The organism is Acinetobacter haemolyticus (genome assembly GCF_900406815.1).
Taxonomy (GTDB): domain Bacteria; phylum Pseudomonadota; class Gammaproteobacteria; order Pseudomonadales; family Moraxellaceae; genus Acinetobacter; species Acinetobacter haemolyticus_A.
In genome coordinates, this window is sequence record NZ_OVCN01000005.1 from 20,070 (window position 1) to 35,984 (window position 15,915).

The window sequence follows — 15,915 nt, forward strand, 5'->3', positions numbered from 1 at the left end:
TGATTGTTTCGGGGAAATTATGGATATCACAGAATTACTCGCCTTTTCAGTAAAAAATGGTGCATCGGATTTACACCTTTCGGCGGGAATGCCACCTATGATTCGCGTAGATGGTGAGGTTCGCCGAATTAATCTACCTGCTCTAGAGCACAAAGATGTCCATCGTCTTGTTTATGACATCATGAACGATAAACAACGTCGTGATTTTGAGGAAGATCTTGAAACTGACTTCTCCTTTGAAGTACCCAATATCGCACGTTTCCGTGTCAACGCATTCAACCAAAACCGCGGTGCGGGTGCCGTATTCCGTACCATTCCATCCAAAGTTTTGACCATGGAAGACTTGGGTTTAGGAACAATTTTCAAAGAAATTTGTGATTATCCGCGTGGAATCGTATTGGTTACTGGTCCTACAGGTTCTGGTAAATCGACAACTCTCGCAGCAATGATTGATTACATCAATGAAAATCGTTATGACCACATCCTAACAGTGGAAGATCCAATCGAATTTGTACATCAATCAAAAAAATGTCTAATCAACCAACGTGAAGTCCATCGTGATACGCATGGATTTAACGAAGCATTACGTTCAGCACTTCGTGAAGATCCAGATATTATCTTAGTGGGTGAGATGCGTGACTTAGAAACGATTCGCCTTGCGCTCACCGCAGCGGAAACAGGTCACCTTGTATTTGGTACGCTGCATACCACCTCAGCGGCAAAAACCATTGACCGTGTCATCGACGTATTCCCTGCCGAAGAAAAAGACATGGTTCGTGCCATGCTATCAGAATCACTACAAGCGGTAATTTCTCAAACTTTATTGAAGAAGAATGGCGGTGGTCGTGTGGCAGCACATGAAATCATGATCGGGATTCCAGCGATCCGTAACCTTGTACGTGAAAACAAAGTTGCGCAAATGTATTCTGCGATTCAAACAGGTGCTAACTATGGCATGACCACCTTAGATCAAAGTCTGAAAAGTCTGGTATCTAAAGGTCTTATTAGTCCACAAACTGCACGTACAGTCGCAAAGCAACCTGAATCATTCCTATAAAAAATATAAAACAGATTAGAGAAAACACATGGATTTTAATGATTTACTCAATTTGATGATTCAACAAAACGCATCTGATTTATTTATCACTGCGGATGTCGAACCATCTATGAAAATTAACGGGCAAATTGTACCTGTTTCTAAAACCAAGTTATCTGCTGAAATTGTGGGGCAACTTGTCAATTCAATTATGAGTGACAAGCAACGTAAAGAATTCGCAGATACACGCGAATGTAACTTCGCCATTACTAACCATGAAAAAACAGCGCGTTTCCGTGTCAGTGCATTCCAGCAACGCGATATGCCAGGGATGATTTTACGTAAAATCGAAACCCATATTCCAAGTATGGATGATTTAAAGCTACCTGAAGTGCTTAAAGAACTTGCCATGACTAAGCGTGGCATTATTATCTTTGTGGGTGCAACAGGGACAGGTAAATCAACTTCCCTCGCCTCGATGATTGGTTATCGCAACCATAACTCTAAAGGGCATATTATCACCATCGAAGATCCGATTGAATTTGTGCATCAACATGCGGGGTGTATCGTCACGCAACGTGAAGTCGGGATTGATACTGAATCTTTTGAAGTTGCATTAAAAAATACACTTCGTCAGGCGCCAGATGTTATTTTGATTGGTGAGATTCGTTCACGCGAAACCATGGACTATGCGATCGCCTTTGCTGAAACAGGTCACTTGGTCTTGGCAACGCTTCACGCCAACAATGCCAACCAAGCCCTAGATCGTATTATTCACTTCTTCGAAGCCGATCGTCATAGTCAGTTGTATATGGATCTGTCACTTAACTTAAAGGCATTGGTCGCGCAACAATTGATTCCAACACCAGATGGTAACTCACGTCGTGCGGCGATTGAAATTTTGATCAATACTCCTTTATTGGCTGACTATATTCGTAAAGGCGAAATTCATGAGATTAAAGATCTGATGAAACGCTCTCGTGAATTAGGTATGCAAACCTTTGACCAAGCCCTATTTGACCTCTATAAAGCGGGACAAATCACTTACAAGGATGCATTGAAGCATGCAGACTCACCAAACGACTTGCGTCTCACCATTAAGCTTTCAGAAGAAGGTGCAGATCAACTCTTGAATGCAAGCCGTAACATTACCTTTGATGGTCAATAATTAAACGTAAAAAAGGAAGGTTTTTGTAACCTTCCTTTTTTTATTGTTCATGTTTAGTGAACTCATTCATTTTTAACGAAATTAAGCTTATTTTTTACGATAAGCCTCTTGGCATTCACTATCATTACAGTAGCCATAAAGATTTAAAGAATGTCCAGTGAGCGTAAACCCGTGCTGATCAGCCACCGCATGCTGCTCTCTTTCAATAATATCATTCGTAAATTCAATTACTTTATTGCAGTTCAAGCAAACTAAATGATCATGATGATCTTCTTGCATAATCTCAAAAACGGAATGATTATTTTCAAAATGGTGACGCTGAATGATGCCCGCAGCTTCAAATTGTGTTAACACTCGGTAAACCGTCGCTAAACCTACGTCTTCACCTTGTTCAAGTAAAGTTTTATAAATATCTTCTGCACTTAAATGGTGTTGTTTTGAATTTTCTAATAATTCCAAAATCTTAATACGAGGAAGGGTGACTTTAAGTCCAGCTTTGCGTAAGTCTTGATTGGAAATAGGCATGAAAAAAGGTCTCTCAACAAATCTTAAGTTGGAATAGGAAATAGAGTTTAGATGCAGTATGATCTATCCTTGGATCAAATGCATCATCATTTATCAGGATAGTGTAGCAAAATGCAAAAAATCATGCTGACGTTATTCGTCACTTCAGTACTAAGCGGTTGTTCAGTCTTTGGTGTTTATAAAGTTGACATTCCACAAGGAACGCCCTTAACCAAGGCACAAGCAGCACAAGTACAGGTCGGCATGAGCTTTCAGCAAGTCCGTTTCTTGTTAGGTAGTCCAACTGTTTCAGATCCTCTGAATCCACAGCGTTGGGACTACATCTACAACTATATTCCAGGCACTTATGCCAAAAAAGCAAAAATTCCTGCTGCGCATGGACAACATCTACAAATTTACTTTGATGCAAATGGTAATGTTGAACGTATCGAAGGTTTAGATACCATTCCAGAATCACAACCTGGTCTGCCAGCATCGAAAGAAGCGATTTTAACTGCACCTCCACTATAAACGCTTCGCCATAAAATAAAACCCCTCATCGAATCATTCATGAGGGGTTTTATTTATCAGCTTGATTGCTTGAAACGATTGCCTTTTATAAATCGTCCCACGGGATTTTGCGCTGCTCGTTTACGCCGAATATCCTTGGGATTGATGGTTAATGCTCTATAGATTTCCACTCGATCACCAGCGTGTAACGGTGCAGTTGTTTCAACCTTCACACCAAAGATGCCAAGCTGTAACGGTTCAGGTAAAGCAACCATGTGAGCAATCTCACTTTTGTCAATTGCATCCATAGCAGTCATTCCATCGCTGAAATCCACTGCAATATGAAATTGTTGTTCAGGGGTCGCATATGCAACCCAAACCTGTCTCAACTGTTCCATTATAGATTGTGTCCAATCACTGCAATCATGGCGATAATAATAGAAATCGGCAGTACTAAACGAACTGCAACTCGCCATAAGTTATAAAATAACTCATTACTAAACCCCATTGCTTTACGAAGATGACTGATCTTCATCACCCAACCAGCAAAAACAGCATAAATTAAACAAATCACAAGTCCCCATAGCATGAGTCCGAGATTGAATAATTGTTGCAACTGGGGCACAAACCAAACTGCAATCGCTGCAATAATAACTGCCCATTGAACTACTAATGCTAGTTGGCGCTGTGCCAACTGTTCCTTAGCGAGTTGTATCAACAACGCAGAAGAAACGATTGCAGCCAATACCCAGACTAAAGCAGGAATCTGTGCTTGAACTGAGAAAAAGCCAAATGCAATGACTGCTAATAATTGTGCAATCCAAATGGGCAACACTGCTGTCGTCGCAGCAGACTGTTTCTTCACCTCAGATAAACTGTTTTGCCAATACAAACCTAATCCCAGACCACTTGCGACTAAAGCAAGAACCGTGGCACTGCCCCATTCGTTGAACTCAACATTGGTCCAATACCATGCTGGAAGCTCAGTCCCCAACACATTTGCCAAGACAAATGTTGCGACCACGCTGAGCGCTGTCAATACGATCAATAATTGACGAGGAACAAAAGAAAGCGCTAATGCAATTACAGCCAGAATAGCAAAAATGATTTGACTAGAAAGCTCCATCGCAACGTGTTGATTGACCACACCAGTTGCTGTCGTTAAAACACTCCCAGCAAAGAATGGAACAAAAACAACTGCTAACCATCCGACAACGCGCCATCGTGGTGAAGCATCAGCATCACGTGTTAATGCTGAGAGTGCCTGCAATGCGGTAGTTTGCGAACGCTTTGCTAAGGCAATTTCCAGATAACCAATTGGCAAGGCTAATAAAAACATTGTCCCTAACCATAACAGCCAAAAATCCAGTTGACGATCAATCTGGATACCCACTGTTGGAGCTAATGTGGTAATCATGACAAAAGATAAGCAAAACGCCATCACTGGCGCAAACCAGCGTGACAGAGTTGTGTCCTGCATAATGCAATCCTTGAAAAATCTTTGAACTCATTGCAGTTCTTTATGGAGCTTACAATGAAATATTCAATCTATTTTGCCTTCCTCAGGCTTGAAAATCAAAACAAAAGATATCGAAAGAAAAAAGCAAATCACCCTTAAGATGATTTGCTGCGCATGATTTATTATTAGATTTAATTGGCCCCCTTATTTTCACTCATATTGGCCTTATTATTTTTCTTTCATTAAGGGGGCCTTTATTATTATCTTATTGTTATGAGAAAAACCGAGCAAACCAGTTTTTGCCTTTTTTCTTTTCATTTTCCTTAATGATTCCAAGCATATTCTCCTTTACGGCCCCAACATAATCCGCGTCATCATGGCGAATATGATTGATCAACCATTTAGACAAAGCTTCATGTAACTCAGCTTCGATCTCATGCCCCAATTCAAAACGCTCGCGATATATCTCTATCTTTTTGATAAACAAATCATGCACACGTTTATGTGGAACACGATATTTATAGTTCGCTTCTTCTTGTAAGCTTTCCTCAAAAGTAAAATGAGACTGCGTATAATCAATAATATTATTGAGAACTTCTTTAATTTTCATGCGATCATTACAATGTTTTAACTCATCGATTTGATTAATATAATCAAGGATACGACGATGTTGCTCATCAATAACTTCTATACCTGTATTATAATCAACAGACCATTTCATCCCCATAATCCCCCAAAATCAATGTTATTGATTGAATAAGAACATAATATCGGCAAAGATATAAAATAAAAACAAAGTGTTTTCGTCAGATTTCATATATTTTTCAATTAAATAAATTAACCCTTTGTTTTATATTTATTTTAATTTTTTCACCAATTAAAACACTCAAGTATTTTTTAACCAGTTGTGTTACATATCTATATAATTTTATTAAAAAAACTAACTAAATTGCTCGGTTATAACCGAGCAAAAAGTTTTATATCAGTCAAATAAATTATTTTTAATATAGATCAGCTTTGGTTATTCGTTTTAATGCTGGGTTTTTAGCTTCACGGATTAAACGTTCGACCTGCGTTAAAGCATGTCTAGTGGGCTTGCCATGCTGAAATAAAATCATTTCACCTGGCTGATAGGCGGTCCAAATTTCGTTATGGGTTAATGGTTCAGTGGTAATCACAGCGACATGATCTTCAGGCGTCGTCACCTCACTAAAGTCCACCTCAACATCTAAATCAATCAGATGTGCATTTTGAAAAGGATATTCACGCACTAACCAATGCAATTTAGTTGTTGCATAACTAAATAGTGCTTGTCCATTGGACAAACAAAAATTAAAGGTTCCATGCTCAGCAATTTGCGGGGAAATCTGTTCCAAGAGCGTAAATAAATCATCTAAACTTGGTTCGATATATCCAAATGTCTCAACCATTTGATCTAATAAATAGCAAAAAGCAAGTTCACTATCTGTATTTCCCACAGGTTCAAATCGACCACTCAACTGTGGTTTAAAGTCATGCAAATCCCCATTATGTGCAAAAATCCAATGTCTTCCCCATAGCTCGCGCAAAAAAGGATGTGAATTTTCTAATGTGATTTTGCCTTGTGTGGCTTTACGAATATGTGCAATCACATTGCGTGATTTTATTGGATAATTTCGAACCAAGTCAGCAATTGGTGACTCAACTGCCGACTGGTTGTCCACGAACAAACGACATGCTTTATCTTCAAAAAAAGCGATACCGAAACCATCACTATGATCAGACGTCACCCCAGCTCGTTGGGAAAATCCACGAAATGAAAAAGTGATATCTGTGGGTGTCGCGCAATTCATTCCTAACAGTTGGCACATATCTTTTGAACTTTATAAGGTCTACACCTATTGTGCATGAGGTAGAGATCGCTTGTAAATCTCAATATGTGCTTAATATTCGCAAAACCTGATTAACGCTGCACCATTTTATTCATCACAAAAGATGTTGCGATCTTATTTACTTCCAAAAACACAAAATAGTCGAGACATTTAAAGTCCTCGTCATAGAATGCTTGCTTTGAAAGTTTTGATTGCATCCCTAAATATGTCTGGAATAACTTTGGCATGCGTTCATCTTGCGGAAAACTAAAATCTGGACGTTCAGGCTCAAATGCTCGTTTGGAACGAATATCTATCGTTTGATGCTCTGCCAGCTGTTGAATTTGACGATGTGTATAATATGCGCGCGCGGTATTGTCTTCGAGATGAATACTTACGCAGCCCATTAAATATTTTGCACGCATCGACCAAAGCACCTTTGGCACTAAGTTTAACCACAACGTCGATAATGCTTTACCTGAACGAAACTTTGGATGGACACACGTTCGCCCAATTTCCAAGACACTTGGTAAATGTGATAAATGAGGAATAATTTCAAATTCTTGAGCACTGTAACTTTGCCCAATTTCATAGCCTTGGAATAGTTTTAATCGCGTATAGGCAACTATTTCACCCGTCCATTTTTCACGCAATACTGCATGTTCACAACCGAAATCATAAAGGTCTTGATCCAACCCATCTTCAAATGTCATTCCAAATTGATGACTAAATTGTGTTGCTCTGAATCGTTGTACTTCTTGTAATTCTTTTAAATTATCCACCCATTCAAATCGAAATTGATTTTGAGCTGGTTTTTGGCGCAATGGTAAGGTCAGTGTATGACGATATTGATTTAATTTTTCTAGCATAATGAAAGCTCCTTATGACTAGAATTACCTTAAATCGTATTAATGACATTTTAGTGAATGAAAAATGAATAGATGATGACGATCATCTCCCTGCCCCCTCGTTCAAAAGAGGGGGATGAGAAGCAAAGCTTCACAAGGGATTTGCTATCTAGTTTTTTGTAGACTCTTCTCTTAGGAAAAGGGAAGTTGTGAAGGATTCTAAAAATTAATGCTTCACGCGGTTGGTAATTAATGTTCCAACACCATGATCCGTAAAGATTTCCAAAAGGGTTGCATGCGGCACACGCCCATCAACAATATGCGCACTAACCACGCCACCTTTGACTGCATCTAATGCACAACCGACTTTAGGAATCATGCCACCATAAATCACACCTGTTTCAATCAGGCGATCAACTTCTTGTGTGGTCAGTCCCGTCAACAAGTTTTTATTTTCATCCAATACCCCTGTGATATTGGTTAATAAAATCAGCTTTTCTGCACCTAGGGCTTCTGCCACTTTACCCGCAACCAGATCTGCATTGATATTGTAGGTATTCCCCTCTTCATCCACCCCTAAAGGTGCAATCACAGGAATAAAATCACCTTGCGTAAACATCTCTAACACATCTGTTTTTACGCCAGTAACTTCCCCTACCATCCCTAAATCAATTTGAGAAGTTGAACCATCAGCTTCTTGTTTTTCCATCAATAGCTTACGGGCACGCAATAAATTACCATCTTTACCTGTTAAACCAATCGCACGACCGCCATGCTGATTAATCAAGTTCACAATCGATTTATTTACACTGCCACCTAATACCATTTCAACGACTTCCATCGTTGCTTGGTCGGTCACACGCATTCCATCAATACGATCAGATTCTTGTCCAAGACGTTTTAACAGCGAGTCAACTTGAGGTCCACCACCATGTACAACAATTGGATTTAATCCCACTGTTTTTAACAACACGATGTCACGAGCAAATGAACTTTCCAACTCAGGATCGGTCATGGCATTGCCACCATACTTAACAACCAACGTTTTACCAGAAAAGCGTTGGATATACGGCAAAGCTTCAATCAAAATTTTTGCTTTATCAATGCCGATATGCTCGTGTGGCATGAATCTCTCCTTCTTAAGACTGTGCGAGTTCTTGTGCAATTTGTGGATATTGATCCTGCAACATAGAAATAAATTTTTGGCGAATTTCGACTAACCGATCTGGATGATCTGCATCAAAACGGACGGTAAAATATTCACCTGTATTAGATGCTCGAATAATGCCAAAACCATCGTCAAAATCAAGTCTTACCCCATCAATTTTACTTAATCGTGCCGCCAAACGATGACTGATAATCTCAATATTATTTAAAACTTGCTGTGGTGAAGCATTGTGGGTGCTGATATATATATCTTCTGTACAATAACGTTCAGGGAAGGCAGCAAATAACTCAGATAAATTCGTTGCTCCAGATTGAGCAAAATATTCCATCACTCGCAAAGCTGCATATAAACCATCGTCATAGCCAAAACCACGCCCATCATTAAATACATAATGACCTGCGTATTCGCCACCAAATACCGCGTTGCCATTTGATTGTGACAAATACGAGCGCAGGAAACTGCTTCCCGTACGAATCATTTTAGCTTGTCCATTAAGCTGCTCCACGGTATCGGCTACCATCCGCGAACACTTTACATCAAAGACAATTTCTTTGTGTGGATGTTGTTGCAAACACATCTGGGCAAATAACGATAATAAGCGATCGGGACTAATAATGCGTGCTTGTTCATCGAGTAACACCACACGATCCCCATCACCATCCAACGCGATTCCCATATCTGCTTTTTCAGAGAGAATTGCCTGTTGTAATTGCTGTAAATGTTCAGCATGTGAAGGATCTGGCGCATGGTCAGGAAAGTGTCCATTTGCCTCGCAACGTAATGCAATGACATCACACCCTAACTTCTCTAACACAGACTTTGCACAACGACCAGCAGAGCCATGTAGACCATCCAGAACGATTTTCAACGGCTGGGATAGGTGAATATCACCCAGTAAGGCTTGTTGATATTGTAAGCAATATTGAGGAATGATTTTATGGAGTTGATCCAAACTTTGGATTTCGATCATCTCATCCGAAAAACCTTCAGCGTATAAACCAACTTGCTGTATCGCTTCTGGGCTTGGCGGCTCGCCTTTTAAAATCCATTTAATTCCATTATCAGATTTAGGATTGTGGCTCGCTGTCACCATAATGCCATTGCCAGCGTAATCCCGTGCAATATAGTACATCATCGGCGTTGAACAGCAGCCGATGTTAATTACTTCTAACCCATGACGCTCCAATGTCTGTTGAATGATATTGGCATAAGTTGGACTGGTTAAGCGTGCATCGTACCCTATTACGATTTGTTTTTGGCCTGCCTCGGTATACTGTGCTGCCAAAGCTACAGCAATTGAATGAATAATCGTAGGTGTGAGATTCGTCAATTTTCCACGGATATCATAAGCACGAAAAATATTCAGAGGAAATCTATGTTTTATGTTCACAGTAAGTCCCTATTTTTATATATCAAAATTATTACAGAAACAAAATACTATTAAGAAATTCGCTAACCCTTGTTGAGAAAAATTAAAATAGTTGGTCAGCTGCTTTGTAATACAAATCAAAAGAACAATCAATATAAGAAATGCAACGTCCCATCACAGAACATTGCATTCAAAAGTTGAACAAATATTCAAATTATTGTTGGCCAGTATGCCCAAAACCACCTGCGCCTCGTTCGGTCGCAACAAATTCATTCACTTGTTCAAATTCTGCTTGAACAACAGGCACCAGTACGTATTGTGCTAAACGTTCACCTGGTTCTAAACGGAAGCTATTTTGGCCACGATTCCAGACAGATATCATCAGTTCCCCTTGATAATCCGAGTCAATTAAACCCACCAAGTTCCCCAAAACGATACCATGCTTATGACCTAAGCCTGAACGCGGTAAAATCAAACCTGCAAAGTTCGGATCTTCAATGTAAATTGCCAATCCTGTTTTAACTAAAACCGTTTCTCCCGCAGCAATCTCAATCGCTTCATCCAAACATGCACGCAAATCTAAACCCGCTGAACCATGGGTTGCATATGCTGGCATTGCCCACTCTTGACCTAAACGCGCATCTAATACTTTAACCTGAACTTTCATTCCAACTTCCTACTTACAATTTTCTAACGTTTCAATAAAGCTTTTAAATTGGCGAGATATTGCTGTGCCTGCTCTTTTGGATCGACATTCGGAGCAAGTTTCTTTTTGCGCCCATGCCATTCCAAATCATCTTGTGGTAATTCATCCAGGAAACGACTTGGTGTCATTTGACGCATTTGACCACCATTCTTACGTTGCTCAGCCAAAGTCAAGGTTAAGCCTTGGCGAGCACGAGTAATCCCCACATACATCAAACGACGTTCTTCCTCGATGGTTTCTGATGCAATCGAGTTCTTATGCGGTAAAAGCTCTTCTTCTAAACCGATCATATAAACATACGGAAATTCCAAACCTTTTGCTGCATGGAGCGTCAATAAGTTGACCTTATCCGTATCTTCCTCTTCCTGCTGTTGCTCCAACATATCGAGCAGCACCAGTTTACGAATCACACTCTCAATGTTCTTCTCATCTACATCATCAGTACGATTAATCAAATTTTGAATACTGGTATAGAGACTTTCAATATTGTCGATTTTGGTTTTTTCTTGTGCAGGGGTTGCCGCCTGCTCACGAACATAATCAATATAGCCCGCTTCATTGATCATCTGACGAACTTTAGGAACAGGCTCATCATCATCGAGAAGTTCACGGGTGAAAGTTGCAATAAAATCAGCAAACTCGTGTAATTGTGTTGCCGCTTTCTTTGGTAAGACCATCGATAAACGCTGATCTGATGAAGCCGTTAACAACGATAAAGTATTTTCTTGCGCAAATAATCCCAGCTTTTCTAAAGTGACAGGACCAATTGCACGTTTTGGTGTATTAATGATACGTAAAAATGCACTATCGTCCTCAGGGTTAATGATTAAGCGTAAATAGCTCATCACATCTTTAATTTCAGCTCGAGCAAAGAATGACTGACCACCAGACAATTTATATGGGATCTGCATTTGACGTAGTTGTGTTTCTAATACACGTGCTTGGAAATTACCACGATACAAAATTGCGTAGTCTTTCCAGTTTTTGCCATTCATCAACTTATGCGTGATCAAATCTTTCACAACGCGTTCAGCTTCATCATCATCATTTAAACAAGTGATGACACGAATATTTTCGCCATGCCCTTTGTCACTCCATAACTTTTTATCAAAGATATGAGGGTTGTTTTCGATTACAGCATTCGCCGCTTTTAAAATTCGACTGGTAGAACGATAGTTTTGTTCAAGCTTAATCACTTTTAAATTATGGAAGTCATCTTTCAATAACGCCATATTTTCAGGTTTTGCGCCACGCCATGCATAAATAGATTGGTCATCATCACCCACCGCCGTGAACTGCCCCATGACACCGACTAAAAGTTTCACTAAGGTATATTGGGCAGTATTGGTATCTTGATACTCATCGACCAGTAAGTAACGAACACGATTCTGCCATTTATCACGAACTTCGGCATTTTCCTGAAGCAAGCGCGTTGGCATCACGATCAAATCATCGAAATCAACAGCATTGTATGCACGTAGATTACGTTCATATAATTGATACAGATGCGCAAGCTGTACATCTTCTACAGTTTCACAAGTTGAATGTGCTTGCTCTGGCAAGATCAGATCATTTTTCCAATCTGAAATTTTCTTCATGGCCTTCGCAATCAATTCTTTACTTTCTGCACCAGACATATTGTCTCGTTGCATCAAGTCCATCAAAATACGTTTACAGTCATCTGCATCTAAAATAGAAAAATTAGCTTTAAGTGGTAAGTTTTTTAATTCTAAACGTAATAAATTCAAGCCAAAGGTATGAAAGGTTGAAACTGATAATCCTTTGGCTTCTTCACGCGACAGTAGTTTACCCACACGTTCTTTCATTTCACGTGCAGCTTTATTGGTAAAGGTCATCGCTGTAATTCGATAAGCAGGGATTCCACACTGTTGCACTAAAAAAGCAATTTTGCGTGTAATCACTGAAGTTTTACCCGAACCTGCACCTGCAAGCACCAACAATGGCCCCTGAACATACTTCATGGCTTCAAGTTGTTTGTCATTCAATTGACTGGCAGATGACATCTTGTAATTCCTCTCTCGTTTCCGAGCCTGATTTTCCGAGCACAATTATAGACATCTCTTTTTTATAATCCCAATAATAAATCTTGGGATATGTATAAATTATGATGATTCATCCAATTGAAGCGCCGCAGCTTGTCGTCGGTATTTTTTCACATAAAAAAACCACCCGAAGGTGGTTTTAAATTAGTCAAAACTAATTATTGTTTTGCATAGATGCTGATTTCAACACGACGGTTTTGTTCACGACCAGCAGCAGTACTGTTGTCTGCGATTGGGTTTGATGAACCATAACCTTGTGCATCAATACGATTTGAAGCAATACCTTTACCAGCTAAGTAGTTCTTAACTGATTGAGCACGTGCTTGTGACAAAGGAATGTTAATTGAGTCATTACCTGTATTGTCTGTATAACCAGTCACCAAAATCGCGCTTTGGTTATCTTCACCTAAAACTTGAGCGACTTTGTTTAAAGTTGCATAGAAGTTAGGCTTGATGTTTGATTTATTTGTATCAAATGTAATGCTACCAGGCATAATCAATTGAACAGAACCATCTGGATTACGGCCAACATCTACACCAGTACCTTGCATTTGTTGACGAAGTTTTTTCTCTTTATTGTCAAGATATAAACCGCCAGCACCACCAAGCACCGCACCAATTGCCGCAGCACGGTTATTTTGCTTACTTGTGTTTGCATTTCCTTTAGAAACGCCATAACCTGCACCAGCACCAATCAATGCGCCTAAAGCAGCTTTATCATATTCTACGCCGCCAATATTATTACCTGTAGTTTGGCAACCAGAAAGAACCAATCCAGCCCCTACGAGTGTTGAAATCATTAATGCACGCATTGCGTAGCTCCTGTCTATGTATTTTGTTGTCTCGGTGAATTATGAATGAAAAAATTACAGCGCACCATTGATATTTTGTTAATAATAAACGGTTTATTTATATTTTTGTAATACTTTGATGCATTTTACTTGCATAAAGCACCACATTTTCTCCATTGTTATTCTCTTGTGCTTATTTATAAATGCTATCAAATCGCTTCGATGTAATTGTATAACTTATGATGTATTCATATTTCAGTCTTATCCCCCTGATGGATACTTGCCTAACCCAACTAAACCAAAGAAAGATATAAAAATTGTCACTTCGTCAAATATACGGTTGTATTTCAATTTCTGTTGTTTATAGTTGGAACATCTTCTTTTCAAAAACAGCTGCACTCAAGGTTCGATTTATGTCTACCGCAAATAACAAAGCATCCTTATTGCAAAAAATCGGTAAGGGATTAACTGTTAGTTCTGTCATCACCGGAAGTACGTTTTTGCATGGCCCACCCGTGCTTGCTCTAGGTTTGACTAAATTATTTAAAAAATCAGCAAAAGTAGATGAAACCAATATCCAACTTGCCAATAGCTGGATTGGTATAAACAATCAACTCATTGAGCGTGTACTACCCAACCTAAAGTGGGACATCAGCATCGATGAAAAGCTTGATCTTAACCTACAAGGTCGTTATTTGATGATGTGTAATCATCAAAGTTGGGTAGATACCACTGTAAATCAGTATTTTGGTTTAAATCGTATGCCACTTACACGTTTTTTTACCAAGTGGGAGCTGATTTTTATCCCTTTCGTCGGTCAGGCCTTTAAAATTCTAGGCTTCCCGATGATGAAACGTCACACCAAAGAACAAATCGCAAAAAATCCTGAACTTAAATCAAGAGATATGCTTGAGGCGCGTAAGGCGTGTGAACAACTGTTAAGTCAACCATTTACTTTGCTCAACTATTTAGAAGGTACACGTTTTACACCTGAAAAACATGCTCAACAGCAGTCACCTTATAAAAATCTTCTGAAACCTAAAGCAGGTGGTTTAGCGTTAGCGTTAAATATTTTAGGTGATAAAATTGATGCCTTTGTTGATATGACCATTGTTTATCCTGATGGCGCACCAGAATATAGTGATTTTTGGTTAGGTGGTGTTTCCCAAATTGTGGTAGATATCCGAAAAATTGAGATCCCAGACTGGGTGCTTGGTGGGGATTATGAAGATGATCTTCAATACCGTGAACGCTTCCAAAAATGGGTTGATCAAATCTGGACTGAAAAAGATCAACTAATTAGTGAAATAAAAGCAAAATACGCCACAGCTCCACAGGTAGAGTAACAAGATGGTTCAGCAGAATACGAAACCCAAGTCTAAATACCACCGTGTCGATCAAAATAGTTGGGCTTTTCGTCTTTTTTTGATCTATGACATCTTTATGGTGTTTATTATTGTGTTCAACTTATTCTGCTTAGGTATGAACCTGTTTCTGATGAGTTCATTGGGAGAGTGGTTATTTCAACAAATCCACCTTCCCAATGTTCTTGAATTCTACCGAAGCTATCTGCACCCTTGGGTAATTACCACCGAAGCATGGTTTATTATTTTCCTCATCGCTGAATTAGTGGTTCGCTGGATTGTTGCTATTATCTATAAACATCATGCACGCTGGTGGTGGTTTCCATTCATACATTTTTATGAAATCTTGGCGATTATTCCATTTCTACGTTTTTTACGATTATTTCGTGCAGGAATTATTGCCTATCGTTTATATGAAATGGGTTATCAAGTCATTCCAGAAAAAATACAGCGTACACTTTTATTTTACTATCGTGTCGTCATGGAGGAGCTATCTGATCGAGTGGTACTGACCGTTCTTGATGGTGTAAAACATGAGTTAAAAACCAATAACAATCATCAAAACACCATTCACAACCTCGTCGATCATCACCGACAGCTCTTTGTCACCACCCTTTCTTCTTTACTACAAGAGTCACTTGCAACAGCATTGCAACAGCAGCAACCTGTGATTACGAAGAAAGTAGGCAAAATTGTCAATCAAGCCATTGAAGATACGCCAGAGTTGACTCAGTTGTTAAGGCTCATCCCAATCGTTGGCGGTCGTATAGAGCAACAAATCCAAAGTATAGGTCAACGTTTAGGTGAGAACATCACTGAGGGTTTAATTGAACCTTTCACTGCTGGTTCCATACAAAAACCTAATGAAAACTTCCAATTGATTGCTAAAAAGGTCAGCGAGATTAATATTGATAACCAACATTTAGAAGCATTGGTAAAGTCGGTAGTTTTTGAAAGTATCGATGCAATACAAAAACAAGTTCAAGTAAAGCAATGGCAAGAAATGCTCTCTGAAAATGATCAATTGCACAAAAAAGCGGAATGATTACAAGAAAATTTACTAATCACGCTAGAGAATT

At 39.3% G+C, this 15,915-nt stretch carries 16 protein-coding genes; 5 read left to right on the forward strand and 11 right to left on the reverse strand.

Features of this window, described 5'->3' with window-relative positions:
• Positions 1-19 precede the first annotated feature (19 nt).
• Both DK207_RS04520 and DK207_RS04525 read left to right on the forward strand, forming a co-directional pair.
• Entirely contained in the window at positions 20-1,057 is a 1,038-nt protein-coding gene (locus DK207_RS04520; RefSeq protein ID WP_004638216.1) for a type IV pilus twitching motility protein PilT, read from the forward strand.
• Positions 1,058-1,085: 28 nt separating this feature from the next.
• A complete protein-coding gene (locus DK207_RS04525) occupies positions 1,086-2,204 on the forward strand; it encodes a PilT/PilU family type 4a pilus ATPase (RefSeq protein ID WP_109440161.1) in 1,119 nt (372 codons plus the stop codon).
• Between the two features lie 87 nt (positions 2,205-2,291).
• On the opposite strand, the gene fur is transcribed toward DK207_RS04525, so the two are convergent.
• Positions 2,292-2,729 (reverse strand): ferric iron uptake transcriptional regulator, encoded by a 438-nt coding sequence (fur, locus tag DK207_RS04530; RefSeq protein ID WP_004638213.1) that lies wholly within the window; start codon positions 2,727-2,729, stop codon positions 2,292-2,294.
• Between the two features lie 111 nt (positions 2,730-2,840).
• Here fur and DK207_RS04535 point away from each other — a divergent pair, with 111 nt between their 5' ends.
• Complete coding sequence (locus DK207_RS04535) at positions 2,841-3,239, forward strand: outer membrane protein assembly factor BamE (RefSeq protein ID WP_075316015.1); 399 nt, start codon at positions 2,841-2,843, stop codon at positions 3,237-3,239.
• Positions 3,240-3,295: 56 nt separating this feature from the next.
• On the opposite strand, the gene DK207_RS04540 is transcribed toward DK207_RS04535, so the two are convergent.
• The 10 genes from DK207_RS04540 to DK207_RS04585 form a co-directional block, all read right to left on the reverse strand.
• Positions 3,296-3,616 (reverse strand): RnfH family protein, encoded by a 321-nt coding sequence (locus DK207_RS04540; protein WP_109440162.1) that lies wholly within the window; start codon positions 3,614-3,616, stop codon positions 3,296-3,298.
• Complete coding sequence (locus DK207_RS04545) at positions 3,616-4,698, reverse strand: hypothetical protein (RefSeq protein WP_109440163.1); 1,083 nt, start codon at positions 4,696-4,698, stop codon at positions 3,616-3,618. The genes DK207_RS04540 and DK207_RS04545 overlap by 1 nt, the downstream gene beginning before the upstream one ends.
• A 250-nt stretch (positions 4,699-4,948) precedes the next feature.
• On the reverse strand, positions 4,949-5,404 hold the full coding sequence (locus tag DK207_RS04550) for a bacteriohemerythrin (RefSeq protein ID WP_109440164.1): 456 nt from the start codon (positions 5,402-5,404) through the stop codon (positions 4,949-4,951).
• 274 nt (positions 5,405-5,678) lie between these two features.
• A complete protein-coding gene (locus DK207_RS04555) occupies positions 5,679-6,527 on the reverse strand; it encodes a class II glutamine amidotransferase (RefSeq protein WP_109440165.1) in 849 nt (282 codons plus the stop codon).
• 92 nt (positions 6,528-6,619) lie between these two features.
• Entirely contained in the window at positions 6,620-7,396 is a 777-nt protein-coding gene (locus DK207_RS04560) for a GNAT family N-acetyltransferase (RefSeq protein WP_109440166.1), read from the reverse strand.
• Positions 7,397-7,601: 205 nt separating this feature from the next.
• On the reverse strand, positions 7,602-8,501 hold the full coding sequence (argB, locus tag DK207_RS04565; RefSeq protein ID WP_109440167.1) for an acetylglutamate kinase: 900 nt from the start codon (positions 8,499-8,501) through the stop codon (positions 7,602-7,604).
• 13 nt (positions 8,502-8,514) lie between these two features.
• Complete coding sequence (locus tag DK207_RS04570) at positions 8,515-9,933, reverse strand: phosphomannomutase/phosphoglucomutase (protein ID WP_109440168.1); 1,419 nt, start codon at positions 9,931-9,933, stop codon at positions 8,515-8,517.
• Positions 9,934-10,126: 193 nt separating this feature from the next.
• Entirely contained in the window at positions 10,127-10,579 is a 453-nt protein-coding gene (gene dut / locus DK207_RS04575; protein ID WP_109440169.1) for a dUTP diphosphatase, read from the reverse strand.
• A 23-nt stretch (positions 10,580-10,602) separates the two neighbouring features.
• Entirely contained in the window at positions 10,603-12,642 is a 2,040-nt protein-coding gene (gene rep / locus DK207_RS04580) for a DNA helicase Rep (protein WP_004638202.1), read from the reverse strand.
• 197 nt (positions 12,643-12,839) lie between these two features.
• Positions 12,840-13,493: an OmpA family protein gene (locus tag DK207_RS04585; protein ID WP_005091362.1), complete on the reverse strand. Its 654-nt coding sequence runs from the start codon at positions 13,491-13,493 to the stop codon at positions 12,840-12,842.
• 392 nt (positions 13,494-13,885) lie between these two features.
• Here DK207_RS04585 and DK207_RS04590 point away from each other — a divergent pair, with 392 nt between their 5' ends.
• Both DK207_RS04590 and DK207_RS04595 read left to right on the forward strand, forming a co-directional pair.
• On the forward strand, positions 13,886-14,818 hold the full coding sequence (locus tag DK207_RS04590; protein ID WP_005091364.1) for an acyltransferase: 933 nt from the start codon (positions 13,886-13,888) through the stop codon (positions 14,816-14,818).
• A 4-nt stretch (positions 14,819-14,822) separates the two neighbouring features.
• Positions 14,823-15,881 (forward strand): preprotein translocase subunit SecA, encoded by a 1,059-nt coding sequence (locus tag DK207_RS04595; protein ID WP_109440170.1) that lies wholly within the window; start codon positions 14,823-14,825, stop codon positions 15,879-15,881.
• Positions 15,882-15,915 lie beyond the last annotated feature (34 nt).